The sequence below is a fragment of the Phenylobacterium sp. genome, from assembly GCF_035309685.1.
GTDB lineage: Bacteria > Pseudomonadota > Alphaproteobacteria > Caulobacterales > Caulobacteraceae > Phenylobacterium.
Genome location: NZ_DATGEX010000034.1, coordinates 1 through 25946 on the forward strand (window position 1 = coordinate 1; position 25946 = coordinate 25946).

Below are 25946 nucleotides of genomic sequence, written 5' to 3' on the forward strand. Positions count from 1 at the left end.
GGCGAGATCCGCGACACCCGCGGCATGAGCGACCGAGTGGCGGCCGACAACAGCTATATCGAGGAGTGGTCGCCGGCTCTGGACATGGCGATCCTGGCCCGCACCGTCCCCCTCATCTTCCGCGATCCCCGCGCTTACTAGCGGGACAACCGGGGACGGGCGCCAATACAACCGCCTGAGCTCTTCAAAAACTCACGTTCGCTGAGCCTTGGCGACGGGCGCTCTAAATTGTCGAATTAAAGATGATTGCAAGAAGAGACAAATAATAATCATCGAAACAAAAAATGTCTCAATAGGCGTTATTCGAGAAATACTCGGCAAGAACACCCTTCGGACCGATTCTAGTAATGGAAACCCGCTACATACTGCGATGCGCGAAGAGTTCGCCTCCCAGGGGAATTCTGCTCGCGACCCCGCTCAAAAAAATCAAATGACCAGCGCCGCGGCATAAAGACGCCATAATATGCTGAAAATACGAGAGAAATTTTTTTCTCTTTCTCCTCAGGCGCGAATTTTAGCGCCAAACTGCGCCAGTTGGGCGGCTGCTGAGCGTCGGACTTTCAAAGAATTTGCTATGTAATTGTTGACCGTGCGCCGACGCTCCGGTACAGGTAACGAGACGTTAAGAAGGACTGGACCTATGAAATTTTCCACCAAGCTGCTTTCGGCCTCGGCCGTCGCGGCTCTCGCCATGCTCGCAGTCGCAGCGCCTTCGCAGGCCGCTGTGTTTGCCGACTTCAATCCAATCGTGGTGGATGCCAACGGCCACCCGGTGCTTGATACTCACGGCAACTATCAGAAGTCCGCTGTCGACGATTATTCGTGGGCGAACGCTGGCGGCGCCGCGAACAACAGCAAGAACGGTTCCTTCTCGACGCTGACCTCGAAGGGGGCGATCGGCAGTCTGCTCGTTGAATTCAGCTTCAGCGATCCGGCGTTGTCGCAGGACGGTACCGACCTCCTCGCCAACTTCACGGCGAGCATGAGCGAGACCGGCTTCGCTGCCATTCCGCCGGGCGGACCTGGCCAGACTTGGCTTCAGCAAGGCCTGACCAACGGGGTCAGCGCGTTCAGCTTCACGCTCGCCAACGCCACCGTGATCAATGGCCATAGCTACGCCGCTGGTACCAACCTTTTGAGCGGCACACTCAGCGATGCCTGGATCCAGGGCGCTGGTGGGACCGGGTCGACGAACGTGACCATCGGCAACGGTGGGTCGCTCCACTTCACATCGGCCGTTGAACCCTTTACGGGCCTCATCCCGGGCAGCCAGGAATTCGTGCTTGATCTTGGCAGCGTGCATCCGCACTTCGGCGCCCACACCGGCGACGCTCTGGAAAGCTTCAAGGCCAATGGCGGCGGCAATTTCAGCTTCCTGGCGGTTCCTGAACCGGCGACCTGGGGCCTGATGCTCGTCGGCTTCGGCGGCATGGGCGCCATGCTCCGTCGCCGCCGCGCGACTGCGGTCGCTGCCTAAGATCCAGGATATCCAGTCCTAAGAAGGCCGTCGTTCCGTCCGGAACGACGGCCTTCTGCTGTCTGGAACCAGGAGGTTGGGCGGATCGCCCTCGGCGCCGTCGTGAGCCTCCCATTCGGCATGATCGCCTTAATCATTCTCCGCCATGCTGGCGATGTGCGCGCTCTCGGCCTAACCATGGCCGGTCATCCAATGGCGTGCGATAGTGTAAATAGGCGCGCAACGCGCTGGTGAGTCTTGACCTCACGGAGGGGACCTTGAAGGCAAAGTCGTTGATACTGGTTGCGGTCTTGCCCGCGGCCTTGGCGCTCTCGGGCTGCGACAAAGTGAAGAGCATGGTGGGCGGCAAGCCCAAGGGGCAGGTCGTCGCCACGGTGAACGGTGACGAGATCACCACCATCGAGCTGAACCGGGAATTGGGCGGTTTCACCTCCAAGGACCCTAAGGTCATGAAGGCCGCGCAGCAGCAGGCGCTGCAGCAGATCATCATGCGGGACTTGCTGACGCAGAAGGCCAAGGAGGCCAAGCTCGACAAGACGCCGGAGTATACCGTGCAGGTACGCCGTGGCGAAGAGACGCTGCTCGCGCAGCTGTATCAACGCAAGCTCGCTGCCGCGGCGGCCGCGCCGACCCGCGACGACGCGCAGTCTTTCGTCGCCAGCCACCCAACGATGTTCGCACAGCACAAGGTGATGATTGTTGACCAGCTGGTCGCTCAGCCTAATGGCAAGGTCAAGCCGGATGAATTCAAGCCACTGAAAACGCTGGAAGAAGTGAAAAACATGTTTGATGCTCGCGGCGTTCCGTACCGGGAAAACGTGGCGACGCTCGACACGCTGAACACCGATCCGCGCATGATTGAGCAGATCGACAAGCTTCCCGCGGGCGAGGTCTTCATCGTGCCGCAGCAGGGCGCCCTGATGTTCAACCGGATCGCGTCGACCAAGTCTCTGCCGATCAGCGGCGACCTTGCGGTGAACTATGCGCTCGGCGTGCTTCGAAATCAGAAGGCGCAGGATCTGGTCCGCACCCAGATGATCGCCTTGCGCTCGGGCGCCGAGAAGTCGATCACCTACAATCCGGCCTACAAGCCGGATAAGCCCTTCACGCCGCCTCCGGCGCCTGGGGCGGCGCCGGCCACGCCCGCGGCAACTCCGGCTGCGGCGCCTGCCGCCGCGGCTGCGCCCGCGGCCGATGCGAAGGCCCCGCCGGCTAAATAGCGCCGCGCGGCCCTGCCGAAATGGAAAGAGCCGGCGCTTGAGGGCGCCGGCTCTCTTTCATTGTGGATCAGCGCCTCCCGGCGCTGGAGATCAGCGGTTGGCGACGCGGGCCGGGCCCGGCTCGGTGCGGACGTTCTCCTTCGCCCAGGAGATCCACAGAAAGGTGGGAAGGCCTTCCTCGGCGAACTCGTAGCGAAGGCCAGCCTCGCTGTCGTCCTGCTGCAGCAGCAGCCGTTCGTTGGTCAGTTCCTGCAACACATGCTGGGCGCGCTTGGCGTCGATGCCGTTGGCCGCCTGCAGTTCCGCGGCGCCGAACGGGCCGTCGGCCGACAGCGCGGCGCGGGCGGCGAGCGCAAGCACCTCGGACTCGCCGCGTTCGAACATCTGGCGGATGCGCGCCTGGACCGGCTTGCCGATCCGGCCCTGGAATTCCATCACCGCGCGGTCGACCGCATCGGAGACGTCGCGCGGCAGTACGGTGCTGCGCCCCTGGTCGAGCGCGAAGTGCCCGGCGTGGTGGCACAGCAAGTTGGCGATATAGGGCGAGCCCAGCGCGACGGCGACCACCTGGGTGCTCGCCGCGGGATCGAAGGTCAGGCCGGCCTCACGCTCGCCATTGGCCACGATCTGCAGCACCTCGGCGTCGGCCAGCTTCGGCACGCGCAACGCGAAGATGTTGCGCCGGATCGACGGGATGTGCTCGACGAGTTCGGTGAGGTCGGCGGCGACGCCGGCCAGCACAAGCTGCACCCGGCCCAGACGGTCGGAGAGGTTCTTGATCAGTTCGGCCACGTCGCGGCGGAACGCCCCGGACTCGCAGCGGTCGAACTCGTCGAGGATGATCAGGACGCGGGTCCCGGTCAGCTTCGAGCAGAGATCGCCGAACTTGTGGGGCGAAACCGGTCCCGGCGGCAGAAGGTCGGCGAGCGTCGCGCCCTTCTCGGCCTCCGATGTGGTCGGAGCAAAGCCGCTGTGGAACAGCAGCGGGATATCGGCCGCCGCGGCCCGGAAGATTTCGTCGAAAGTCGTGTTCGCGCCGCAGGATGTATAGACGACGATGTAGCGGGCTTCCTGCGCCGCCTGCGACAGCATGTGCAGGAGCGAGGTCTTGCCGATGCCACGCTCGCCATAGAGCACGGCGTGCAGGCGCTGGTCCTCGATGGCCCGAATGACCGTCTTCAGGACGTCTTCGCGGCCGGCGAACATCCGGCGGTCGGCGACCGGCTGAGAGGGCGTGAAGGCCAGGCGCAGCTTGGCGCGCATGGAGGCGAAACGGTCGGGCGCCCAGCCGCTGGCCTGATCGCTGGCCATCGAGTGGAAGCGGGGCAGCGAGCCCTTGTCCTTCAGCTTACGTGCGGAGTCGCGGTGCATCGGCTGGACGACCGCAGCCGGGCCGCGCGGCTCACGCGCTTCCCTCGCGGTCCTGTCCTTCTTCTTGAACAGCGAGCCGATCTTCAGGTCCAAGCCAGCCAACTCAAATCTCCATCGCTTCAGCGCTTCGGTGCTTGGAAGCCCCAAGATGCACGGCAAGCCCGGCGCATCTGAGCGGTCAGGAGCGCCAGGCTGGTATACTGCACGCTCTCTGCCTTCCGTTTACTTAACCGCGGAAGCGAGCGGTTTTGTGTCTAACGCACACGGCCCCTCGCCGTTCGAGCCGGCGAGTTTGGAATCGGTTCAACGCGAGTCCCGACTCGCGACGCTATTAACTAGATACGGGCGCCAAGTCCCGACGGACGCCAGCCCGGACAACGCGGAGTCGCGTAGCTAGAATTTCAGACCGAAGGGCTTGAGGACCAGCACGATGTAGATCAGCACGGCCAGGGCGATGCCCGCCGAGAGGGGCCCTTGTCCATGGTTGCCCACATAGTTCGCCACGGCGCAGCCGATGGCTGGCGGCAGGTAGTGATAGATCGTGTCCTGCGGTTCCTTCTCAGCCATGGACCTTTGCAGGAACAGGACCACCAGCCCGCCGAAGATCGCGATCGTGATCCAATCGTAGACAGTTTCCACAGCTGTGCCCTCCCGGCCGCGAACGCGAGCCCTTCCTATGCCGGATGATGCAAGATACGTGCAAGCGTTCGCGGTGTCGCGTTCGTTGGATCACGCTGGACAAGCCGGCCCGTGGACCTTGGCCGTGGCATGGGCAAGTGGTCGCGCGAGATAGTGATGATTAGTGTCATTCGGCTGAACAGGATAGGACGCGCCGTTGGGGGCGCCGTCGCGTTGGTCTCCAGCCTATCGGCCTGTGGCGCGGGGCCAGCGTCGTCACCGCTTTCCAGCGATGCGTTTGAGCGTTCGGGACGCCTGGCGAGCCTGCCGGACCATCGAAAGCTCAGCCTTCGCTGCATGGGTCACGGCTCGCCGACAGTCATTCTGGAATCCGGCTTCGGGGCCGGCGCGAGCGCCTGGAGCGACGTGGCGCCGCGCATCGCCCAGACGACTCGCGTCTGCGCCTACGACCGCGCCGGCTACGGGTTCAGCGATCCGGGGCCGACGCCGCGGGACGGGGCGGCGATCGCGCGGGACCTTGACTATGGGCTGAACGCGGCTGGCGTCGGCGGCCCCTATGTCGTGGTCGGCCACTCGGCGGGAGGGCTCTACGCCCGGTTGTTCGCCGCCCGGCGGCCCAAAGAGGTCGTCGGAATGGTGTTCGTCGACAGCTCTGTGGAGCACCAGACGCAGCGGATGCAGGCGATCTTCGGGCCCGGCGCAGGGACGTTGGAGGGGATCGAACGGCGTCCGCTTCGCTGCCTCGGCCTGACCTCAGCGGCGAAGACGGCGGTAGACGATCCTGCGTTGCTTGAGTGCGTCCAGGCCGGCGCGGACGCGCATACCCGACAGATCGAGCTGCGGCCCGAAACCTGGCGGACTCAGGTCTCAGAGTTGGACAACCTGTTCACGACGACGTCGGACGAGGTCGACCGCACGGGCGGCATCCTTCGCGACATTCCAGCGATCGTACTGACGGCGGGCAAGGCCGACGGCGCGGTCGCAGGCTCGGACGACCCAGGCGCCAGGGTCTGGCAGGCCTTGCATCGGCAGTTGGCCGACCGCTTCCTGCACGGCGACCAACGGATCGTGAAGTCCTCGCACCTGATGATGAAGGACCGGCCGGAGGTGGTGGCGAACGCCACGATCGAGCTGGTTCAGGCCGCCCGCAAGCGCTGAGTTTCCGTTAGCGCACCACCGCGCTGTCGCCCAGTACGCAGGGCAGGGTGCGGGCCATGATCGACAGGTCCAGCCATACCGATTGGCGCTCAACATATTCCAGGTCGAGCGAGACGCGGCGGCGGACGGCCTCCGGGGTGTCCACTGGCCCGCGCGAGCCGTTGACGGCCGCCCAGCCGGTGAGGCCCGGCTTCATGCGGTGGCGGTGCGCGTAGCTTTCCACCAGCTTGGAGGCCTCGGCGCCGTTGGTCAGCATGCCGATGGCGTGCGGACGCGGTCCGACCAGCGACATTTCGCCCCGGATCACGTTCCACAGCTGCGGCAGCTCATCGAGGCTGGTGCGGCGCAGGAATTTGCCGACCTTGGTCACCCGGTCGTCGTCGGCTGTGACCTGGCGGACGGCGGCGTAGTCGCTCATCTCGGTGCGCATGGACCGGAACTTCCAGACCAGCACCTCTTCGTTCATGTAGCCGTGGCGGCGCTGCTTGAAGAGCACGGGCCCTGGGCTGTCCATCCGGATGGCGATCGAAATGGCGACGAGCGCCGGCGCCAGCACAATCAAGGCGCCGAGCGAGAAGGTGACGTCGATCGTCCGCTTCAGCAGGGCCTGCAGCGCACCGCGGCGAACGCCTGAAAGCAGGGACAGCGGCATGTCGAGCAGGCGCTCCTGCGCGGCCTTTTCGGTGGCGGCGTCGAAGCCGTCCATCAGCAGGCTGACGTCGTTGGGGCAGGGCGCGAGTTCGGCGATCAACTGGGCGATGCGCGCCGTCGCCCCGGACGGCACGGCGACCACGATGCGGTCCACATAGGGCAGCAGGCGATGCGATTTCACATCGGCCGTGCGGCCTAGCACCGGCACGCCGAAGATATGCTTGGGCGCACGCTCGCCCCGGTCGTCGAAGATGCCGAGCACGTTGACGTCTCGATTGGAGAGCGCCAGCGCCACCAGACGCTGGGCGGCCGGCGTCGCGCCGACGATCATCAGGTTGGGGGTCAACAGGCCCTGGCGCCGAAGGCGGCGGATGTAGCTGAACCAGGCGAGGTGTGCGGCGGCGAGCAGGGGCGTCGCGGTCAGGCACCAGTCGACGAGGGTCAGGATGGCGCCCGTCCTGGCCGCCGGGGCGGTGACCGAGGCGAAGGCCAGCATCATGAAGCCCGATCCGCCGACCGCGCCGACGACCTTGTAGAGGTGGGCGTAGGTCCGCTCGCGCGCCGTCAGCTGGTAGGCCTCAAGGCTGACCAGCGTCGCGGCGACCAGGACCGAGGCGGCCAGCAGCAACGGGTTCGAGCCGGAGAGGGCGTCGCCGTGGCATTTGACGGCGAAAAGGGCGGCCAGAAGGGCGAGGTCGCTCGCCTGCACCAAGCGGGTCAGCGAGCCGCCGCCGAGCCGCGACCGCGCGCTCGCCAGGCGTGAGGGCCGCAACGGGCCACGGCGGTCAGCGTCGGATTTTCCGTGCTCGGCGCCTTCGGCGGCCGCGTCGTAGGGCATGGGGTCTTCGCCTCACTTGGTATGCGGCGACCATGCACGAACCGGCTGAGCAAGCCGTTAATCCGTGGGCGCCGACCGGCGCGGCTAGTGGTGTGTGGGCCGATCGTTCGACGCGGCTGGCCGTTCGCCGGGCAGCAGCGAGGTGTCGGCATCGGGTCGGACCAGTCGCAGATTGGGGCGGTTTCCAATGCCCGCGGCCGTGCGCGGCGGGGTCATCTGCATCGCCTCATTGAGAGCGATCTCGTCCTGGCGCACGTAGGAGAGCTCGGTCAGGACGTCGCGGTTGCGCTCCATCAGGAACTCAACGGTGGCCTCGGCCAATCCCAGGGAGCGATAGAGGCTGCGCCGCGCCCGCCGCTCCGCCCGGCTCATTGAGAGCACGAGCCAAGCGGTGGCCGCGATCAGCGTCAGGCCGGTCAGGAAGAGAACCCAGAGTAGCATCGAACCAGTTCAGACCTCGGAGACCAGATGTCCGCTGAGGACAGTCCCGTGATTGGACAAGGACATCCTAGCGGTCCCACCTTGCAAGACCTACGCCTTCAGCATGACAAAAGATGCGTCCGCGGTTGCACCTGGGCTTGTGATCTTGACGCCTTGTCGTGGCCGCCTCAGGTTCGCGCGATGGAGAACGTGCTCGAAATCCTGTCGCTGCCGGGCCTCGTCGTCTGCATTGTCATCGGCACGATCATATTGTCGCGGCTGGACGCCCGCGCCGCGCGCAAGATCCTTGAGGCCAACAAGTCCGCAACGGCGACGGGCGACGACGCCCCAAGTTAGCGGGTTTGGGCGTCCGAAAACCGCTAGTGACTCACCACCGATGTCCGAAAACCGCGAGACTTCGCCGGGCTGAGCCCCCATCTTGCCGCCATGGACATGGATTTCGAAGCCTGCCGCAGAGCCTTTCTGACCCGCGATCCGCGGTTTGACGGGCGGATTTTCGGCGCGGTCAGGACCACGGGCATCTACTGCCGCCCGGTCTGCCCGGCGCGGACGCCGAAGCCGGAGAACATGACCTTCTATCCGACGGCGGCGGCATGCCAGGAGGCCGGCTATCGGCCCTGCCTGCGCTGCCGGCCGGAGTCGTCGCCGGACCTGGGCGCCTGGCGCGGGACCTCGAACACGGTCAGCCGGGCGCTCGCCTTGATCGAGGCGGGCGCGATGGATAGCGGCGACGTCGACGCGCTCGCCTCGCGGCTCGGCGTCGGCGAGCGGCAGCTGCGGCGCCTGTTCCGCCAACACCTCGGCGCCTCGCCCGTGGCGGTCGCCCAGACGCGCCGCGTGCTGTTGGCCAAGCAGCTGATCCAGGAGACGCTCCTGCCCATGGGCGAGGTGGCGCTGGCCTCGGGCTTCGGCAGCGTGCGGCGGTTCAACGAGACCTTCCAACAGCTTTTCGGCCGCCCGCCGGGCGCGCTGCGCCGCAGCCGCGCCGAGGACGTGGGTTCGGCGGCCGGCGGCATCACTGTCAGATTGCCGTATCGCGCGCCCTACGACTGGAATGCGATGATCAGTTTCCTGTCGGCGCGCGCGATCCCCGGCGTCGAGGCCGTTTCACCCAAGCGCTACGCGCGGACCCTGGCGGTCGACGGCGCGCTGGGCGTGGTGACCGTCTCGCCGGGCCCAGGCGATTTCCTGGTGGCGGAAATCCGCTTCCCGAAGGTTCAGGCCCTGCCGGCGGTGATCGCCCGCATCCGGCGGGTGTTCGACCTGACCGCCGACCCAGGCCTGATCGGAGCGCACCTGAGCCAGGACCCGGCGCTGGCGCCGCTGGTCGCCGCCAGGCCCGGCCTGCGGGCGCCCGGCGCCTGGGATGGATTCGAGCTCGCGGTGCGCGCCATCCTGGGTCAGCAGATCACCGTCACCGCCGCGCGCGGCCTCGCCGCCAAGCTGACGGAAGCCTACGGAACGCGGATCGACGATCCCTTCGCCGTCGCGCTCGGCTTGACGCGGGCCTTCCCATCGTCGGAGCAGATTGTCGGCCAGGATATCGCCGCCCTTGGCATGCCCAAGGCCAGGGGCGCGGCCCTGGAGGCGCTGGCGCGCACGGTGGCCGCCGACCCGGCGATCTTCACACCCCGCGGCGACCTCGAAAGCACCATCGCCGCGCTGAAAGCCCTGCCGGGTGTCGGCGAATGGACGGCGCAGTACATCGCGCTTCGCGAACTGCGCGAACCCGACGCCTTCCCGCAGGCCGACATCGGCCTCATGCGCGGCATGGCTGACGAAAGCGGCCAGCGGCCGACGCCAGCCGAACTCCTGGCCCGCGCGGAGGCCTGGCGGCCCTGGCGAGCCTACGCCGCGCAACATCTCTGGGCCGCCGACGCTGACCAGATCACCGCCCCGAAGAGGACCAAGACCGATGCCGACCGCAAACGCGCCGCCTGAGACCCTGACGCTGGACCGGCTCGCGACGCCCATCGGAACAGCCCTGCTGGTCACTGACGAGGAAGGCGTGCTGCGCGCCTTCAACTGGACCGAGTACGAACCTGGCATGCGGGCGTGGATCGGCCGCCACTACCCCAAGGCGACGCTGGTCGAAGGCCGCGCGCCGCCGCCGGTGCGCGGACCTTTCGAGGCCTATTTCAAGGGCCAGGCCGATGCGTTGGAGACCGTGCCATGGAAGGCGTCCGGCACGGCGTTCCAGCTCCAGGTCTGGGAAGCGTTGTGCAGCATCCCGGCCGGCGAGACCCTGAGCTATGCGGGCCTGGCGCGGCGCATCGGGCGTCCCACCGCCGTCCGCGCTGTCGGCCACGCCAATGGGGCCAATCCGGTGGCGGTGGTGGTGCCTTGCCACCGGGTGATTGGAACCGACGGCTCGCTCACCGGCTACGGCGGCAGCCTCCCGCGCAAGCGCTGGCTGTTGGACCACGAAGGGGCGGCTTACCGCGACAAGCAGGCTGCCTGACGACCGATGCCTAATCGCCCGCTGACCGGCGCGCGGGCTGTGCTATGAGCGGCGTCCCCCTACATAGGGGCGGCGAGCCTTTTCCTTCGAAGAGCCTCGGGGGCCAATCACCGGCGAGGCGATGGAAGAGTTCCTGCGACAGTACGGACCGGTCGGGATCTTCCTGGGCGCGGGCTTCGAGGGCCAGTCGGCGGTCATCCTCGGCGGTTTTCTGGCGCGCCAGCATATCCTGCATTTGTGGCTGGTGCTGCTGGCCGCCACGGCCGGGTCCGGCGTCGTCGACCACCTGCTGTTCGTGGCCGGACGGCGGTTCCGCAGCCACCGCTGGGTGGTGCGCGCGACGCAGCAGCCGGCCTTCGCCCGCGCGCTAGGCTTCATCGAGAAATATCCGATCAGCTACACGCTGGCCTTCCGCTTCATCTTCGGCTTGCGGGTTGCGAGCCCCATCGCGATCGGCGTCACCCAGGTGCCGACCTGGCGGTTCACGATCCTCAACATCCTGGGCGCGGTGATCTGGGCCACAACCTTCACCATGGCCGGGTTCATCTTCGGCGAGGCGGTGCATGGCCTGCTGGGCAAGGGCCATCACGCCCGCCGCTGGAGCCTGATCGTGGCGGGCGCGATCGTGGTGGTCGTGGCGATCATCTGGGCGGTCCGCTACCTGTTGCGCCGGCGCAAGCCTGCGCCGGAAACCGCGCCTGAGATCAACTGAGCCGCGAGCTGCGTTGCAGGAACTTTCGGCGCGGCGTAGCCCTCAGTTGTCCATGGACTCTTCTCAACTTTCCCGACGATCGCTCTTTACGCTGCTGACCGGCGGCTTGGCCGGCGCCGCCATGGCCGGGGAAGCGCGGGCACAGCCGCGCGAGTGGCCGGACGGCGCCAAGGCCGCGGTCAGCCTGACCTATGACGACGGGCTGAACAGCCAGCTCGACAACGCGGCGCCGGAACTGAAACGCCTCGGCTGGAAGGCGACCTTCTTCCTGACCGAGACCAACGCCCACTGGCGGCTCACCGACTGGGAGGCCCTGGCCCACGACGGCAACGAGGTCGCCAACCACACCATGACCCATCCCTGCGCGCTCGCCGGCTATTCCGCCGGGCGGTTCCAGAGCGCGGAAATCGACCGGATGGAGGGCTATCTCGACCACAACTTCGGGCCGGATCGGGCGCGGACCTTCGCCTATCCCTGCGGCTACCTGGGCTTGGGTCGCGGCGGCCGCCATGAGCGCTACGCCCGCTACCGCCGCGTGCTGGAGCGGGACGGCGTGATCGCCGCACGCACCACCGCCGGCGGTCCCAACCGACCGGAGGTGGCGGCGGCCGATCCGTTGCACCTGCACGCCTTCGAGCCGACCTACGAGTCCGACGCCGTGGCGCCGGCGATCCGCTACCTCAATGAGACGGTGGCGCAGGGCGGCTGGGCGATCCTGGTGTTCCACGACGTCCTGCCCGCCTGGCGCACCGATGGCGACACCAGCGTCGCGACCCACAACAAGATCCTCGCCCACATCGCCAGCCTCGACGTCTGGTGCGCGCCGATGGGCCAGGTGTTCGACTATGTGGAGAGCCGCTGGGGCCGGCCCGCATGATCGGGCGTCGCGCCGGCGCGGACGCTGCCATCGTCCCGGAACATTACGCAAAATTCACGCGCCGCCCCGTCGCCCTATGGCCGTGCTTGCCGTATAACACCGCTCGACGGAATCGCTTTGGAGCCGGGGATCGGCGATGACGACCTTTACCGAGATTGTCGCCACGGTGGTTGTGCATTCTTCCGCCGTCGCCCTGTCGCATTTTGGCGTGACCATGGAGCCGGCGCAGGTCGAGCGGATTACGCCGCCGGCGGCGGAGCGGGTGATCGCCCGCACCCCAGCCGGTGTCCAGACCTCGACGCACAAGGTCATGAGGCTGACCTCCTGTCCGCAGCCGAAGCGTCCGGCGCACACGCTCAAGGTCTGAGCGAACCATCTCACAACATCGTTTGATCGCCGCTTTGTTCGCCCCTGCGGCGCGCGCGCCTGTTTGCGTCGCGACCTATCGCAGGTAATCCTTTGCCGGGGACTGCCGGGCAGGCCTCGGTTGGGGCGTTCAGCGGCTTAGGGCCGCCGGCGGAAGAGGCGTATGAAGATCAAGAAGCGGACGCAGCCGGCGGATTTTGGCGCCTCGTTACGCGAGCCACTTGCTGAGATGCCGGCTGCAACGGCGACCGCCGTGTACGAGGACGCCGAGCCCCTGGAACTGGACGCCGCGGCCGCCCGGCCGCTGCAGCCGCCGCCGGAGGGATCGGCCGTCACCGCCGCTCAGCCGCGCACGCCCGCCACGCGTTCGGTGGTCGAGGCCTATGAAGACGCCGCGCCCGATCCCTATCGGCCGCCGTCGGCCTGGCCGATCTATCTGGTCGCATTCGCCGTGGCCGCGCTCTGGGCCCTGGCGCCGATCGCGTTCGCCCTGGGCTACCGCGGCGGCGTCGCGCCGTTCCACAACGACAGCTTCGCGCTGGTGGTGTTCGCCATGTTGGCCATCGGGCCGGCGATCTTCGTGTTCGGCTGCGCCTATATGATCCGCCAGGGCCAGAAGCTGGGCGCCGAGGCGCGCCGCGCCAAGGCCATGGCCGAGGAGATGCTGGGCCCGGCCGTGGCCGCGGCCGCCCGCGCCGGCGATGTCACCCGCAGCGTGCGCGACGAGATCGTCCGCGCCGGCGAGGCCGCCGATGAGGCGCGTGAGACCCTGCTGGCGCTGCGCGATGCGCTCGCGCTGGAGAGCGAGCGGCTGGTGGAGAGCACCGACAGTTCGATTCGCACCACCCGCGAACTGACGACGACCATGGGCCGCGAACGCTCGGAGATGGGCGCGCTCGCCCACAGCCTGGACGCCCAAGCGCACCGGGTGATCGACAGCATCAACCAGCAGGCCAAGATGGTGGCGGAGGCGACGGAACTCGCCGAAACCCAGCTGCGCGAGGCCGAGACGGCGCTCTCCGCCCGCGCGGCCGACCTCGCCGCGGCCGCCGGCGAGGCCAGCGATGCGGCCCGCACCGCCGGCGAGGATCTGACCCGCCACATCGCCCGCTTGGAGACCGCCGGCGTTGGCGTCGCCGATCAGGTGCGCGCCGTCGAGGGCGGGCTGACCGAGCAGCGCACTGCGCTGATCACCCTCGCCCAGACCTTGAAGGCCGATCACGAGGGTTTCGCCGTAGAGGCCGAGGCCCACGCCGCCAAGCTGGCCGAATTCATCGATGACGCCCGCGCGTCCTCGGTCGAACTGACCGACCGGGCGATGAAGGGCGGCGAGAGCCTGCGCAACCTGATGGTCGATGCGGCCGCGCAGTTTCGCGATCTGGCCGAGACCGCCTCGGCCGAGCGCGAGGAGTTCGGCCAGTCCACCCTGCGGTCGCTGGAGACGGTCTCCGAGGCCGCCGCCGAGCAGCGTGCGCAACTGGAGGCCCAGACGCGCGCGGCCATCGACGCGCTCGCCGCCGCCGCCGAAGAGACCCGCGCCGCCGCCGCCAGCCATGCCGCGGCCGCGCGCGAACAGGTCGACCAGCTCTCGGAAGCCGCCTTCGAGGCCGGCCAGAAGGCCAATCAGGTGTTCGAGGCGCGGCTCACCGAGGCCCGTGCGCTCGTCGAACAGTCCTCCGAGATGGTCGACCAAGCCGGCGCCGCCGCCGCGCAGCGGCTGGAGGAGGGCGCCGCGGCTGCGCGCGCCTCGCTCGCCGCCCTGCAGGAGATGATGGCCGACGTCGACAAGCGGGCCACCAAGCTGCCGGCCACCGCCCAGGACCAGATCGACCTGGTCCGCGCCGCGGTCCGCGAGGGGCTGGAGGAGCTGACCGCCCAGGCGCGCCACACGGCTGAGGAGGCGCAGGCCATCGACGCGGCGTTCCAGGACCGCGCGCGCCGCAACTTCGAAATGCTGAGCGAGGCGGTCCGCCTGATGGGAGTCTCCGCGACGCTGCCGGCCGCGCCGTTCAGCGCGCCATCCCTGGCGGCGCCCGCCCCGGCGTCCCGCGCCGCTCGGCCTCGCCCGGTCGCCAAGGCCGACGCGCCGCCTGCGCGGCCCAGCCCGCCGCCCGCGCGGGTCGAAGAGGATGAGGTCGATCTGGCGCTGGAGGACCTGATGGAGCCGGCGCCCGCGCGCGCGGCGCCCATGGCCGCGTCCGCCGAGCCGCCGGAAGATCCCGGCCTTCGCCCACGGTTGAAGCTCAAGCTGACGCCCACGGCGACCGACGAGGAGTTCTCGGCTGTTTTCGAGGCCGCCGGCGGGGTCGGCGCCGAGCCGCCGGAGCCGGCGCACGAGGGCGACTCCTGGACCTGGAAGGACCTGCTGGCCTCCATCGACGGCGCCGACGCCGAGGGCGAGCGGCTGCAGGACATCCTGGGGGACGAATTGGCGGCCATGGGCGTCGATCCCGGCAAGCTGCTCCCCAAGGCTCGTATCGACGAGATCGCCGCCGCGGTGCAGGTGGGCGACATCGACGGCGCCCGCGAGGTGGTCAAGCGCCTGGCGCCGGCGGCGACCCGGCGCATTTCGCGCCGCCTGGTCACCGACGAGGCGATCAAGCGCCAGGTGCAGGTCTATGTGCGCCGCTATCAGACCCTGGTGGACGACGCGGTGGTGCGCGATCCCGAGGGGTTCCTGATGGCGTCCCTGCTGGGCGACGATCCAGGCCGCATCTACCTGCTGCTCGACGCCGCGGCGGGGGACATCGTCTAGGCGTGAGGACCCTCAGCGCCGAGGTCGAACGCTGGCCGCTGAAGCAAGCCTTCGTCATCTCCCGGGGCGCCAAGACCGAGGCCGCGGTCGTCGTCGCGGAGATCGCGGACGGGCCGCGCCGCGGTCGTGGCGAGGCCGTGCCCTACGCCCGCTACGGCGAGACGATCGAGGGCGTGGTCGCGCAGATCGAGACCGTCCGAGGCCGCATCGTAGCCGGCGCGGATCGGGCCGAACTGCAGGGCTTGCTGCCGCCGGGCGCGGCGCGCAATGCGCTGGATTGCGCGCTCTGGGACCTCGAGGCCAAGCGCGCCGGCGTTCGCGCCTGGACGCTGGCCGGACGCGCACGGCTCGACCCGGTGAAGACCTGTTTCACCATCAGCCTGGGGCCGCCCGAGGCGATGGCGCAGGCGGCGCGGGAGAACGCGCGGCGGCCGATCCTGAAGCTGAAGATCGGCGAGCGGGACGATCTGGCTGCGGTCGCGGCGGTGCGCGCGGCGGCGCCGAAGACCCGCCTGATCGTCGACGCCAACGAGGCGCTGACCTTCGACGAGCTGCGCCGCCTGGCCCCGGAGCTTGCGGCGCTCGATGTGATGCTGATCGAGCAGCCCCTCCGCGCCGGGGAGGACGCCGCGCTGGAGGGCTATCTGAGCCCGGTGCCGCTCTGCGCCGACGAGAGCCTGCACACCCGCGCCGAGCTCGCCGCCTGCGCGCGGCGCTACGCGTCGGTGAACATCAAGCTGGACAAGGCCGGCGGCCTGACCGAGGCGCTCGCGCTGGCGGCGGAGGCCAGCGCCCTGGGTCTGGGTCTGATGATCGGCTGCATGGTGGCGACGTCGCTGGCCATGGCGCCGGCCATGATCCTGGCGCAGGGCGCGCAGGTCGCCGACCTCGACGGGCCGCTGTTGCTCACGCGCGACCGCGAGCCCGGCCTGGCTATCACCGGCTCCCTGATCGAGCCGCCGTCGCCGGACCTGTGGGGTTAGGAAATGCGGCCCAGCCACGCTTGCGAAAGGATAGGGCGCTACAACATGCATCTCGCCGCGCACCGCCGGCGTTGAGGCCGTCATGGAACCGACCCGAGACCGCGCCGAGCGCGCCTGGCGCAACGCCGAGCGGATCAAGAAGCTCTCCGACAACCTAGTCCGCATCGGGCCCTGGGGCCTGGGCCTGGACGGGGTGCTGGCCTGGGTGCCGGTGGCGGGCACGCTCTACAGCGTCGGTTCCGGCGGTCTGCTGCTCTACGAGGCCGTGCAGGCCAAGGCGTCCGCATGGACCATCACCCGCATGGCGACCTACATGATCGTCAACAGCGCCATGAGCGACGTGCCGGTGATCGGCTGGGCGATGGACACCCTGTTCCGCGGCCAGGCCATGGCGGCCAACGCGCTGCAGAAGGACATCGAGGCGCGGTTTGGGCGTTTGCCCAAGGTGGCGCGTCAGTCGGCTGTGGCGGGTCGAGGGCGCTCCGTCCCAGCGTGACTGGAGGCGATGCGTTCGACCACAGATTCGAGGAACTGGGTCAGGCCTGTCGGCTCGGTGGTGGCCACCACGCGGGCGCGATCCCTGGTGGCCCGCACGGCGGCGGCCAGCTCCTCGGCGGTGTTGGCGACTTGGACCAGGCCGCGCTTTTCGAAGGCTTCAGAGATTTCCAACTGGTGGTCGTCATAGACCTCGCCCAGGCGGAACAGGCGCGGCACGGCGATGACGTGGCAGCCTTCGCGCAGGGCAGTGATCAGCGAGCCGGTGCCGCCGTGGCAGACGACGATCGAGGCGTCGCGTAGCAGCGCCTTCACCTCTTCGAAGGGCAAGGTCTCGACCACCTCAAGGCCCGGCGGACGGACGCCGCCGACTCCGGTCTGGACCAGGATTCTGTCGGAGATGGCGCCACCCGCGTGCGCCTCGGCCACGATGTTCACCAGCCGGTCGAACGGCAGGACCGCGCCCACCGTCGCGAACATCAGCGGCTGCTTGGCGCCGACCTTGGTGTCGAGAATCCGGAAGGGGTCGAAGAACTGCGCCTCGGGATAGTGCGCGGCAAGCGCCGCCGACTGCACCACGAAATCTTGGGCCAGCGGCTTGGTCATCCGGCCGAACACCGACGGATGGTCGAACCGCGCGAACGACTCGACGACCACCACGTGGGCGCCAAGGATCCGGGCCCAGAGGACGGTGAAGAAGACCGCGCCGGCGCCGGTGGTGATCACCAGCTGCGGACGCTTGCGCAGGATCAGGGCCGCGCTCTTGAAGAAGCTGATGAAAGCCCGCCACGCCATCTTCAGCGGTGCGCCGAGTTTGGCCTGGCCGAGCGCGAAGTGGGGCACGAAGTAGGTCGGATGCTCCTCGCGCAGGCTCTGGCCGAGCGCGGTGTCCTCGGTGACGAAGAAGTAGTCGTGCGCCGACCACAGCGAGCGCAGATCGAGGAGCTGGCGCAGGTGGCCGCCGCCGGACGCCGCCATGCAGATGCGCAGGCGTTTCGGCGCCAAGGCCCGGTCGTTCGCATGGGGCTCAGCCGCCGCGCTCATCGGTTTACCTATCTTTTGGGCCGCCTCTGATAGGCTCGATCCTATCTGGGCGACCGTGTAAAGGACTGATGAAGTGATGCCATATCTCGCGCCTGTCGCCTCGCGCGAGTCCAATTGCCTCCCGCCGTCGGCTGTGGGATTCCTCGGCGCCGCGCCGGCGGATCACCTGGCGACCGCGCACTTTCGGAAACCCGTCTGAGATGAGCGAACAGCCGACCGTTTCGGTTATCATTCCGCACTTCAACGACCTAGTGAACCTGGACATCTGCCTGGCCGCGCTGCGGGCCCAGACCTATCCGGCCGGGCGGCTGCAGATCATCGTCGCGGACAACGCCTCGCCCCAGGGCCTCGACGCCGTGCAGGCCGCCGCCGGCGACCGCGCCCAGGTGGTGCTGGTCGAGGAGCGCGGCGCGGGCCCGGCGCGCAATGGCGGGGTCGCGAAGGCGACGGGCGAGGTGCTGGCCTTCATCGACTCCGACTGCGTGGCCGATCCGCGCTGGATTGAGGAGGGCGTCGCGGCCCTGAGCCGCTTCGATTTCGTGGGCGGGCAGGTCACGGTCCTGGTGAGCGACGAGCAGCGCATGACGCCGGTGGAGGCCTGGGAGCGGGTTTTCGCCTTCGACTTCAAGACCTACATCGAGAAGAAGGGCTTCACGGGGTCGGGCAATCTGTTCTGTCCGCGTAGCCTGTTCGAAACGGTGGCAGGGTTCCGCGCGGGGATTTCCGAGGACTACGAGTGGTCGAAGCGCGCCCAGAGCTGCGGCTTCAAACTCGGCTATGCGCCCAAGGCGATCGTGGGCCATCCGGCGCGGCGCAACTGGGAAGAACTGACGCGCAAATGGCGGCGGCTGAACATCGAGACCTATGGCCTGTCAGCTGGCCGTCCAGGCAGGCGCCTGCGGTGGTTCCTGCGCAGCCTGCTGCTGCCGCTGTCGGCAGTCGCTCACACGCCCAAGGTGCTCACCAATCCGGGTTTGCACACCTTCGGCCAACGCCTTGGCGCGCTTCGGGTGCTCTACGCGATCCGCCTCTGGCGGGTCGTGGATTCCTGGGCCGTGCTTGGACGCGACATCCAGCAGGTGCGCGAAGGACGTCCGGGTGTGGAGTCACTGGGCGCCGACGCCGGGGCGGCTGGGCGGTCGTGAGCATGCATGTCGCGATTTGTATCGTAACGTTTCGGAATATCGACGACATCGTCGTCTGCCTGAACGCCCTCGCGCACTCCACCTATGCCGATTTCGAGGTTGTGATCTGCGAGAATGGCGGTCCGGAAGCGTTCGAGCGGATGGTGGCCGCGATCCCGGCGACACTTCCTGGCGGACAGCCGGTGAACGCCCTGCTGTCGGCCGGAAATCTGGGCTACGCGGCGGGGGTCAACCGATGCCTGCGGGAAGCGCCGAACGCGGACGCCTGGTGGGTGCTGAATCCTGATACAGACGCCGGTCCCACGTCCCTGGCGGCTCTGGTCGCAAGGCTGTCCGCCGGCGATTGCGACGCCGTAGCGGGAACGGTCTATACGCCAGAGGGCACCATCGACTCCCGCGCGGGTGGCTGGCGTCCGTGGCTGGGGCGCACCTTTTCCATCGGCTTCGGCGAGGCCCTGGATTCACCGGCGGACGTAGCCGCTGTCGAGCGCCTGACGGCCTATGTTCCCGGGTGCTGCATGCTGCTGAGCCGACGGTTTCTGGAGACGGCGGGACCGATGCGGGAGGACTTTTTCCTCTACTGCGAAGAGGTTGAATGGTGCCTGCGCGCGAGCGATCTGGGCCTTCGGTTCGGCTATGCGCCGGAGGCGCAGGTGCTCCACTACAAGGGCACGACCACCGGCTCGGTCGGCGACATGCGAGGTCGACCGCGCGGCCCGGTCTATCTGGACGAGCGCAACAAGATTCTGCTGACCTGGTTGCGAGGTCCCATCCGGCTGATCACCGTGGCGCCTTGCGCCCTAGTGCTGCTCTGCCTGCGCTTCGGCAAGCGGCGGGCCTGGCGCCAGCTGGGCTATGCCCTGGCCGGCTGGGCGGCCGGGCTCCGAAACGAACGAGGCAAGCCGGCCTGGCTGGGGTGAGGCCGCCAGAGATCAGACCTTGCGCGCAATGACCAGGTGATCGGCGCCAAGGCCCAACAGACGCAGCGCCTGAAAGACCATCCAGCGCAACGTCGTGCCGTCTCGCTCGAACCGGCGCAGGAACTGGATATAGGTGCTGATCGTGTCGTATCGGACGACCTCAAAGCCGGACTTGGCCAACAAGCCGTAGAGCGCCTTGCGGCTGAAGATGTTGATGTGGTGCGGGGGTGATATCATTCCCCATTTCTCAAGCCCCTTGACCCGGGCCTGTATGCAGGTCGGGCTCGGCGTGGCCAGCACGAGCAGACCGCCGTCCTTCACGTGATCTCGCATCTCGCGGATCAACCCGATCGGGTCGACCACGTGCTCAAGGACGCTGAAGGCGGTGACCATGTCGAACTGTTCGGGAATCTCGTTCAGCGATTTCTGCTCGATGTCGACGTCGAGCATGCGCTTGGCGAAGGCGACCTCCTTCTCGGACAGTTCTACACCGCGAGACTTCCAGCCGAATTCGTCGGCCGCGATCTTCACGAAGAGGCCGTTGCCCGCGCCCACGTCCAGGCTGGAGCCGCTGGCGCGTAGGCTCTGAATCCTGCGAAGAATCCACCGCCAGCGGAACCCCCATTCCTGGTAGATCTCCGCAGGGGAGCTGTGCCGCATCGTGTAGTAATCCTGCTCCTCGTATTGTCCTTCCTCAAAGCCGCTTCCGGTCATGATCAGGCCGCAGTCGCCGCAGTGCGAGACTTCGTACTGCCGGAAATTGAACAGGTAGCGAGGGGGCGCGTGGTTGGCGTCCAGGATGCAGGCGGAACTACCGGGCATGGAGCCCCTCTCTCTTGTTCGGTTGGCCAACCCGGCCAATGGGTGGCGACGGTTGCGCGCGCACCGGAAGCGGTCAAGGCCGAACGCCCAGTGCGAGAGTCCGATGGCGAACCCCAGCGATGGGCCCCGCCTCTACAACGCGCGAGCGCCGATCAACGAAGAGTCAACATGGGGGAATTAGGATCATAAGGTCTATCTACAGAGCGCAGATTTTCGGAATAGCTGGGCGGCGCGCACGAGGTGCGACTCCCGTCCGCCATGGGCTCCCGGGACGCAAAACCGGCGTTGACAGATCTTGGAGTGGGACTGAATCGGAATGCCAAGCTTCGATCCGTCGCGAGACGTTTTCCGCGCAGCGCCCATTGTCGACAAACAGGTCTTTGTCGCCGCAGAAAAGCCGGACATTCCCCCGTCCTATCGGCTTGTCGATGCCGAAGGCTTCTGGATCGCGGCGGACCGAAACCTGCCGGTCGTGCCGGTGCTTGCGGCCGGCGGACGCCGGATCGGCTTCCTGCTGGGCAACGCCTACAGCGAATTCCACGGGGAGTTCCTGCCGGAAGGCGAAGCTGAATTTCCGGTGGCGATCGCCACCATCGGCGATCTTGAACTCCTGTTCCTGCCGCGCATTTCGGGAAGCTTTGTCTTCGTCTCATGCGGGGGCTTGCCCAAACGCATCTACATGGATCACGGGGCGTCATTCCCGATCGTCTATTCGCCGTCCGACCGGCGGGCCGCGTCCTCCGTCGCTCTGTTGCTCACGGAAGCGGACTACCAGGCCCGTTTCCGAGCCGACCTGCACAACACTCTGATCGGCAAGGAGGGCACGGGCAGCTGGATCAGTGGCACCTTGACGGCGCATCGCGGCGTCCACCGGGTTATCGCCAACCACTATCTCGACCTGGAGACGTGGACGGCACGCCGATTCTGGCCGCGCCCCGGCGAGTTCGCCCAGTGGCGCGATTTCGACGAAGCGGTCGATGTCGCCGCCAAAGCTGTCACGGAGTTCAGCGCCGCCGCCAGCCGCGCCTTCAGTCTAGGCGTGACCCTCACGGCGGGCATGGACTCGCGGCTCCTCGTGGCCTCCTGCCGACCGATCGTCGATAAGGTGGAATTCTTCACTCTGGAGGCGCCCAACACCGACATGGACGCCGATGTCAGCAGCCGAATCGCAAAGCGATTTGGCTTGGCTCACCGGGTGATGCCGCTTCACGCCGCGAGCGAGGAGGCCATGGCGGTCTGGGACCGAATGGTTGGCGACTGCACGATGGAGGTCACGCGGCGCACCTATACGACGGTCGCGGATCTCACGGAGCGCAACGCCATCCTGACCGGCCTCTACGGCGAGACGGCGCGGTGCCGCCTTTACCGGCAGGACTACGAGACCATCAACCAAGGCGTGATCGATGTGGATTTCATCGCCGACCGGCTGACAGTGCCGCAGCATCCCGAACTTCTCGACAATTTCCGCGAATGGCTCGCCGAACTTGAGGGCCAACCCAACAGTGTAATCATGGAAATGGCCTTCGTGGAGCTGAAGGTCGGTATCTGGTCGATGGGCCAGCGCCCGATCAGCAACTCGGTAAAGCTCAACTTCCTGCCGTTCTGTCAGCGCCGCGTGCTGGAGATGTTCGTGGGAGTCGAGCCTGCCAAGAAGGGGACTGAGGCGCTGTTCATGGCCGTAATCTTGCGCCTCTGGCCGGAACTGATGGAATTCAAGATCAACAAATATGGCGACGCTCGCGACCGCCTGACGATATTCAAGAAGCTCGCCAATCCGAACAAGGTCCGGCGCTATCTCCGCGACAGGTTCGCGAAGAAGATGGAGCGGGCCAAATAGTGTCGTCAGCGGCTCATGGCCTGAGATCGAGGCCGCGTCCCGAGGCCTAGTTCGCCAGCGAACTCCGTGGCCGAGCTGGCGGCTGAAGTGGCGGCAAATTGGGCAGTTCATCTCCCGGAACGCCGTAACGAATTCGGAAGATCAGAGCCGCCACCATCCCCATGATCATAAAGGTCAGCGCGTGATTGTGCGTCTGGCTGAAGATCGACTTGATGACAAAGAATTCCGCAAGCGCGATGCCTGCCGGCACCAGATAGGAGTGTTCGCGGTTCCGCAGAGTGCGCGCCCATCCGTATCGTGCGGCGTTCCACGTCACCATGAGGATCATGCCGTAGTAGACGATGAAGCCGAGGATTCCCCAATCCAGGGCGACAAGCAGGAAGTAGTTGTCGATCGTCAATGTGCCTCCGGGCGTCATGTAGCCCAACTTCTCGGCGCCGCGCCCCGCGCCGTAGCCCCAGGGCCGCTTGAAGATCATGGGGATACCCTTTTGCATCTGCTCCATGCGGCCTTCGTTGCTGGCAGCGGTTTCGCCGTTACCCCAAACGATCGTCTTAAGGCGCTGGACGGTGAAGCTCGCCGCCACGAACGCAAGGAAGAAGGCAGGATAAGCGAGCACGATGGCTGGCCCAAGCAGGCTACCTTTCGCGCTCTTCCAGCGATTCACACCCCACACGACCAGATAGAGCAGAACCGAGAGAAAGAACCCCACCATGCCCAAACGGGCCTGTGTCGAGAGGATCACCACGAAGACCAGCGGCAGCGCCAGGACGGCGGCGATCTTGATGGGAGTCCGAAAAGGTCCGCCGATGTAGTGCAGCAGGAATGGCGTGGCGAGCGCCAGAAACTCGGCCATGCCGAGCGAAGTGGATTCGACGCCCTCGACCCTGTAGTCACCGATCCCGAGGCGCCGGGTTCCTGTCAAGGCGCGCTGTACCGCGTCGTCTCCCGTGGCGAAGAAGCTGGGGACGTGTGTGCCCCAAGGCACGTGCTCTAGACGTCGCTCCCAGATTCCCATGAAACACAGGCCGACGGCGCAAATGCAGAAGGCCGCGATCCATCGCTCGGCCGCGCCCGGGCGGCGGAACATGTAACAGGCGACGAAGAAGACGGCGGTCCAGCCGATCAAGTTATCAATCACACTATCCAGTGAGGTGACGGGCTGGTCCGACACCGCGACGGAGAACACCTGGATGGCGCTGAAGGCCGCCATGAACGTCCCCAGATAGGGAATCGTTCGCACCGTACCTACGACCTGTTCACGGAACGGCGTGGACGTCGAAAGGCGGACGAGCATGGCGATCGCCATTGGCAAGCCCAGCAGTCTAAGGGCCGAGAACCAGGGCAAGCCAGGCAGGGCGACGGACAGGTAGCCCGGCCACAGCATTGCCCCGAGATAAAACGCCCAGAAGAGGTCTTCGACCGCCCTAGTCGGCTTCGTGGCGCTTTCGGGGAGGGCCCAAATGGTCAGACAGGCAAGCGGAAGCAAAGGAGCCAGAAACTGCTTCAGCAGGAACGGCGTCGTGAGCGCATAACCGAAGCCATAGAGGACACAAGCGATACCAAGCAGGACGATGGCGATCCTGCCGGCAATGCGCCAAGGCAACGACATTCGCACAGCGAACGGCTTCAGCACGACAGCGTCCGGCTGCGTTCTTCGGGTAAAGAAGCCTCTCAGTCGATTTAACCCGAGCATGCTCATCTATCGTGCAAATCCGACGGTGTAAGCGCGGGCTGTCGCCGGGCGCTCCCGATCCGACTCATGGCCGCTAGCCTCGGCCGACAACGCCCACGGGTCGACTCCCGATGTCATTTTCGCCGCACAATGCCAAGAGGCAGGAACAGGCCATGTCGGCGCCAGACCACAACAGTGGCCGCGGTGTTGCGGAAGACGGTCGCCGAGCCGCTGGCGATCGCGGCTCCGACGATGCCGAAGTGCGGGATCAACAGGAGACCCAAGGTCAGCACGATGCCTGTACCGATGATGGCGTTGCGAAACGAGGTGCGCTCAAGGCCGGTCATAACCATGAAGCTACCCACAGGGCCGGTGGCGAGGCTGAATAGCTGCGCGGCGATCAGGATCCGCATGGCCGTCGCGCCTTGCGGGAATTCCGGCCCGAGGATCGACAGGAAGAATCCGCTGAACACGAGCAACGCGAGGCAGGGAATGCCGCCAACCAGCAACAGTAGCAAGGTCATCTGCTTCGCGGAATTGGAGAGCTCAGTGAGCTTGTTCTGGCTGTGCAGAGCGGCGATCTGCGGCGACAGCCCGGTCTCGACGGCGGTCAGCAAGAAACCAAGGAGAAGGGCGAACTGAAGGGCGACCCGGTAGACCCCCACTTCCGCGGTGGTCGCAAAGTGCGCCAGGAACAGGGTCACGATCCACGGGCTGGCCAAACTGGCCAGGACCGTGCCGCCGAGGGGCACGCTGCGCACCAGAGCCTCCCGCGGCATTAGCGGCTCGCGTGCGCCGGATTTGCCCTGCAGGATCGCAAACCATCCGAGGAGACCGCCCGCTGCGGCGATTGCAGCCACGGCCACATAGCCGCGCGCGACCTCGTCGAGACGCTGAATGTTCAGCGCGAGCATCAAACTGGCGAGCAGAGCCGGGATCACGCCGCTTTCAAGGGCGTCGGCGATCGCGAAACGGCGGACGGCCCGGAAGCTTCCGACCGCGAGCCGTATCGCGGCGTACGGAATGATGGCGAACGACATGATGGTCATGACTGTCGCCGAGGTGGCGTTCTCCGACAGGGCGCTGGCGATCAGGGGGCTGGCCAGTCGGGTCAGCGCCGTCACAGCACCGCCGACCACGAGCACGATGAGGATACCCGTCCAGGTCCAGGCCCGAGCCATCCCCCAGCGGCCGGCGGCTTTGTAGATCGCGATGGCGCGGGTCGAGCCGTAGTCAAGTCCGCAGAGAGCGACGTAGCCCGCGATGGACAGGATCGTGTTGGCAAGCACCCAGGCGCCGGAACCTGCCGCGCCAAATCGGCGCGCGACCAGGAAGGTGAGCGCCACACCGGCCGCCGCCGCCGCCAGCTTGGTTGTCAGGGAAACCAGCGATCCCGCGAGCGCCGCGCTCAGATGCCCATCCGTCAGCCGCCGCCTAAGCGAGATCATGAGTGTTCAGCTTCCATGTGCCGAGAAACTGCGCTCAGCCCGTTGTGGATCGGTAAAGGAGCAGCCGCAGAGTGGCCACCCTGCGGCTTTGCGCGCGAACGGTGGCGCGGCGCAATCGCCATATTTTCCCAAAATTGAAGAAACATTTCATCAGTCAATGTGACTTGAAGTCATAATGAAGCTTTCAAACATATCTGCCCTCTACATCGCAAAGCGCATACGTAGATATACGGTATCCAGTATGATTAATTCTCTTAAACCAAGACATTTAACTCAGGAGTAAATCGGACTCTCTAGGTTGCTGGGCAATAACTGAGGAGGTCCCGTGAAATCGGTGCGCCCGTCGAGGGGCGCCCGGGGGCAAGTCACGGTCTCTTCAATGTCCAATGAAGAACGAGTGGGGTCCAAGTGACGACTATCAACGTCTCAAGCGCATCGCAGTTGACGTCTGCGTTGGCGTCGGCCCATGCCGGCGACGTGATCAGCCTTTCGTCGGGCGACTATGGCGACGTGTCGATCAGTGGCAAGGCGTTCGCCAGCGACGTGACGATCACGTCTGCGGACCCGGCGCATGCGGCGGTGCTGCGCTCGCTGGATGTAGAGAACAGCTC

The 25946-nt window shown here is 66.7% G+C and carries 23 protein-coding genes; 15 read left to right on the plus strand and 8 right to left on the minus strand.

The window, feature by feature from the left end; all coding sequences use genetic code 11:
- The first annotated feature begins 640 nt into the window (after positions 1-640).
- Both VKQ35_RS11060 and VKQ35_RS11065 read left to right on the plus strand, forming a co-directional pair.
- The gene (locus VKQ35_RS11060; protein WP_324361513.1) at positions 641-1477 is read left to right on the plus strand and encodes a PEPxxWA-CTERM sorting domain-containing protein; all 837 of its coding nucleotides are present in this window, start codon (positions 641-643) and stop codon (positions 1475-1477) included.
- 257 nt (positions 1478-1734) lie between these two features.
- A complete protein-coding gene (locus tag VKQ35_RS11065; protein WP_324361515.1) occupies positions 1735-2697 on the plus strand; it encodes an EpsD family peptidyl-prolyl cis-trans isomerase in 963 nt (320 codons plus the stop codon).
- 90 nt (positions 2698-2787) lie between these two features.
- Here VKQ35_RS11065 and VKQ35_RS11070 read toward each other — a convergent pair whose 3' ends face one another.
- Positions 2788-4170 (minus strand): ATP-binding protein, encoded by a 1383-nt coding sequence (locus VKQ35_RS11070; RefSeq protein ID WP_324361517.1) that lies wholly within the window; start codon positions 4168-4170, stop codon positions 2788-2790.
- A 291-nt stretch (positions 4171-4461) separates the two neighbouring features.
- Entirely contained in the window at positions 4462-4707 is a 246-nt protein-coding gene (locus tag VKQ35_RS11075; protein ID WP_324361519.1) for an XrtV sorting system accessory protein, read from the minus strand.
- 129 nt (positions 4708-4836) lie between these two features.
- Here VKQ35_RS11075 and VKQ35_RS11080 point away from each other — a divergent pair, with 129 nt between their 5' ends.
- Positions 4837-5865 (plus strand): alpha/beta hydrolase, encoded by a 1029-nt coding sequence (locus VKQ35_RS11080; protein WP_324361521.1) that lies wholly within the window; start codon positions 4837-4839, stop codon positions 5863-5865.
- A 7-nt stretch (positions 5866-5872) separates the two neighbouring features.
- On the opposite strand, the gene VKQ35_RS11085 is transcribed toward VKQ35_RS11080, so the two are convergent.
- Both VKQ35_RS11085 and VKQ35_RS11090 read right to left on the minus strand, forming a co-directional pair.
- Positions 5873-7354 (minus strand): exopolysaccharide biosynthesis polyprenyl glycosylphosphotransferase, encoded by a 1482-nt coding sequence (locus VKQ35_RS11085; protein ID WP_324361523.1) that lies wholly within the window; start codon positions 7352-7354, stop codon positions 5873-5875.
- An 84-nt stretch (positions 7355-7438) separates the two neighbouring features.
- On the minus strand, positions 7439-7795 hold the full coding sequence (locus tag VKQ35_RS11090; RefSeq protein ID WP_324361525.1) for a hypothetical protein: 357 nt from the start codon (positions 7793-7795) through the stop codon (positions 7439-7441).
- Between the two features lie 180 nt (positions 7796-7975).
- Between VKQ35_RS11090 and VKQ35_RS11095 the strand changes: the two genes are divergently transcribed.
- The 9 genes from VKQ35_RS11095 to VKQ35_RS11135 all read left to right on the plus strand — a co-directional run bounded on the left by VKQ35_RS11095 (position 7976) and on the right by VKQ35_RS11135 (position 16445).
- Positions 7976-8131 carry a hypothetical protein gene (locus tag VKQ35_RS11095; protein ID WP_324361527.1) on the plus strand — a complete coding sequence of 52 codons (156 nt, stop codon included), beginning with the start codon at positions 7976-7978 and terminating at the stop codon, positions 8129-8131.
- 96 nt (positions 8132-8227) lie between these two features.
- Positions 8228-9736, plus strand: a complete 1509-nt coding sequence (locus VKQ35_RS11100; RefSeq protein ID WP_324361529.1) for an AlkA N-terminal domain-containing protein — start codon at positions 8228-8230, stop codon at positions 9734-9736.
- A complete protein-coding gene (locus tag VKQ35_RS11105; RefSeq protein ID WP_324361531.1) occupies positions 9711-10256 on the plus strand; it encodes a methylated-DNA--[protein]-cysteine S-methyltransferase in 546 nt (181 codons plus the stop codon). The genes VKQ35_RS11100 and VKQ35_RS11105 overlap by 26 nt, the downstream gene beginning before the upstream one ends.
- 121 nt (positions 10257-10377) lie before the next feature.
- Positions 10378-10968: a DedA family protein gene (locus tag VKQ35_RS11110; protein WP_324361534.1), complete on the plus strand. Its 591-nt coding sequence runs from the start codon at positions 10378-10380 to the stop codon at positions 10966-10968.
- Between the two features lie 52 nt (positions 10969-11020).
- Positions 11021-11845, plus strand: a complete 825-nt coding sequence (locus VKQ35_RS11115; protein ID WP_324361536.1) for a polysaccharide deacetylase family protein — start codon at positions 11021-11023, stop codon at positions 11843-11845.
- 136 nt (positions 11846-11981) lie between these two features.
- Positions 11982-12212: a hypothetical protein gene (locus VKQ35_RS11120; protein ID WP_324361538.1), complete on the plus strand. Its 231-nt coding sequence runs from the start codon at positions 11982-11984 to the stop codon at positions 12210-12212.
- Positions 12213-12374: 162 nt separating this feature from the next.
- Positions 12375-14966, plus strand: a complete 2592-nt coding sequence (locus tag VKQ35_RS11125) for a polar localization protein TipN (RefSeq protein ID WP_324361540.1) — start codon at positions 12375-12377, stop codon at positions 14964-14966.
- A 2-nt stretch (positions 14967-14968) separates the two neighbouring features.
- A complete protein-coding gene (dgcA, locus tag VKQ35_RS11130) occupies positions 14969-15949 on the plus strand; it encodes an N-acetyl-D-Glu racemase DgcA (RefSeq protein ID WP_324361541.1) in 981 nt (326 codons plus the stop codon).
- Between the two features lie 82 nt (positions 15950-16031).
- Complete coding sequence (locus VKQ35_RS11135; RefSeq protein ID WP_324361543.1) at positions 16032-16445, plus strand: DUF4112 domain-containing protein; 414 nt, start codon at positions 16032-16034, stop codon at positions 16443-16445.
- Here VKQ35_RS11135 and welK read toward each other — a convergent pair.
- Complete coding sequence (gene welK, locus VKQ35_RS11140) at positions 16403-17488, minus strand: beta-1,4-glucuronosyltransferase WelK (RefSeq protein ID WP_324361545.1); 1086 nt, start codon at positions 17486-17488, stop codon at positions 16403-16405. The genes VKQ35_RS11135 and welK overlap by 43 nt on opposite strands.
- A gap of 200 nt (positions 17489-17688) precedes the next feature.
- On the opposite strand from welK, the gene VKQ35_RS11145 reads away from it, so the two are divergent.
- Together VKQ35_RS11145 and VKQ35_RS11150 are read left to right on the plus strand one after the other, a co-directional pair.
- Positions 17689-18633: a glycosyltransferase gene (locus tag VKQ35_RS11145; RefSeq protein ID WP_324361547.1), complete on the plus strand. Its 945-nt coding sequence runs from the start codon at positions 17689-17691 to the stop codon at positions 18631-18633.
- 2 nt (positions 18634-18635) lie between these two features.
- Positions 18636-19553: a glycosyltransferase family 2 protein gene (locus VKQ35_RS11150; protein ID WP_324361549.1), complete on the plus strand. Its 918-nt coding sequence runs from the start codon at positions 18636-18638 to the stop codon at positions 19551-19553.
- A gap of 12 nt (positions 19554-19565) precedes the next feature.
- Here VKQ35_RS11150 and VKQ35_RS11155 read toward each other — a convergent pair whose 3' ends face one another.
- Positions 19566-20375, minus strand: a complete 810-nt coding sequence (locus VKQ35_RS11155) for a class I SAM-dependent methyltransferase (protein ID WP_324361550.1) — start codon at positions 20373-20375, stop codon at positions 19566-19568.
- 316 nt (positions 20376-20691) lie between these two features.
- Between VKQ35_RS11155 and VKQ35_RS11160 the strand changes: the two genes are divergently transcribed.
- A complete protein-coding gene (locus tag VKQ35_RS11160; protein ID WP_324361552.1) occupies positions 20692-22212 on the plus strand; it encodes a hypothetical protein in 1521 nt (506 codons plus the stop codon).
- A 46-nt stretch (positions 22213-22258) separates the two neighbouring features.
- Here VKQ35_RS11160 and VKQ35_RS11165 read toward each other — a convergent pair whose 3' ends face one another.
- Positions 22259-23848 carry an O-antigen ligase family protein gene (locus VKQ35_RS11165; protein WP_324361554.1) on the minus strand — a complete coding sequence of 530 codons (1590 nt, stop codon included), beginning with the start codon at positions 23846-23848 and terminating at the stop codon, positions 22259-22261.
- A gap of 173 nt (positions 23849-24021) precedes the next feature.
- Positions 24022-25335 (minus strand): MATE family efflux transporter, encoded by a 1314-nt coding sequence (locus VKQ35_RS11170; protein WP_324361555.1) that lies wholly within the window; start codon positions 25333-25335, stop codon positions 24022-24024.
- Positions 25336-25946 lie beyond the last annotated feature (611 nt).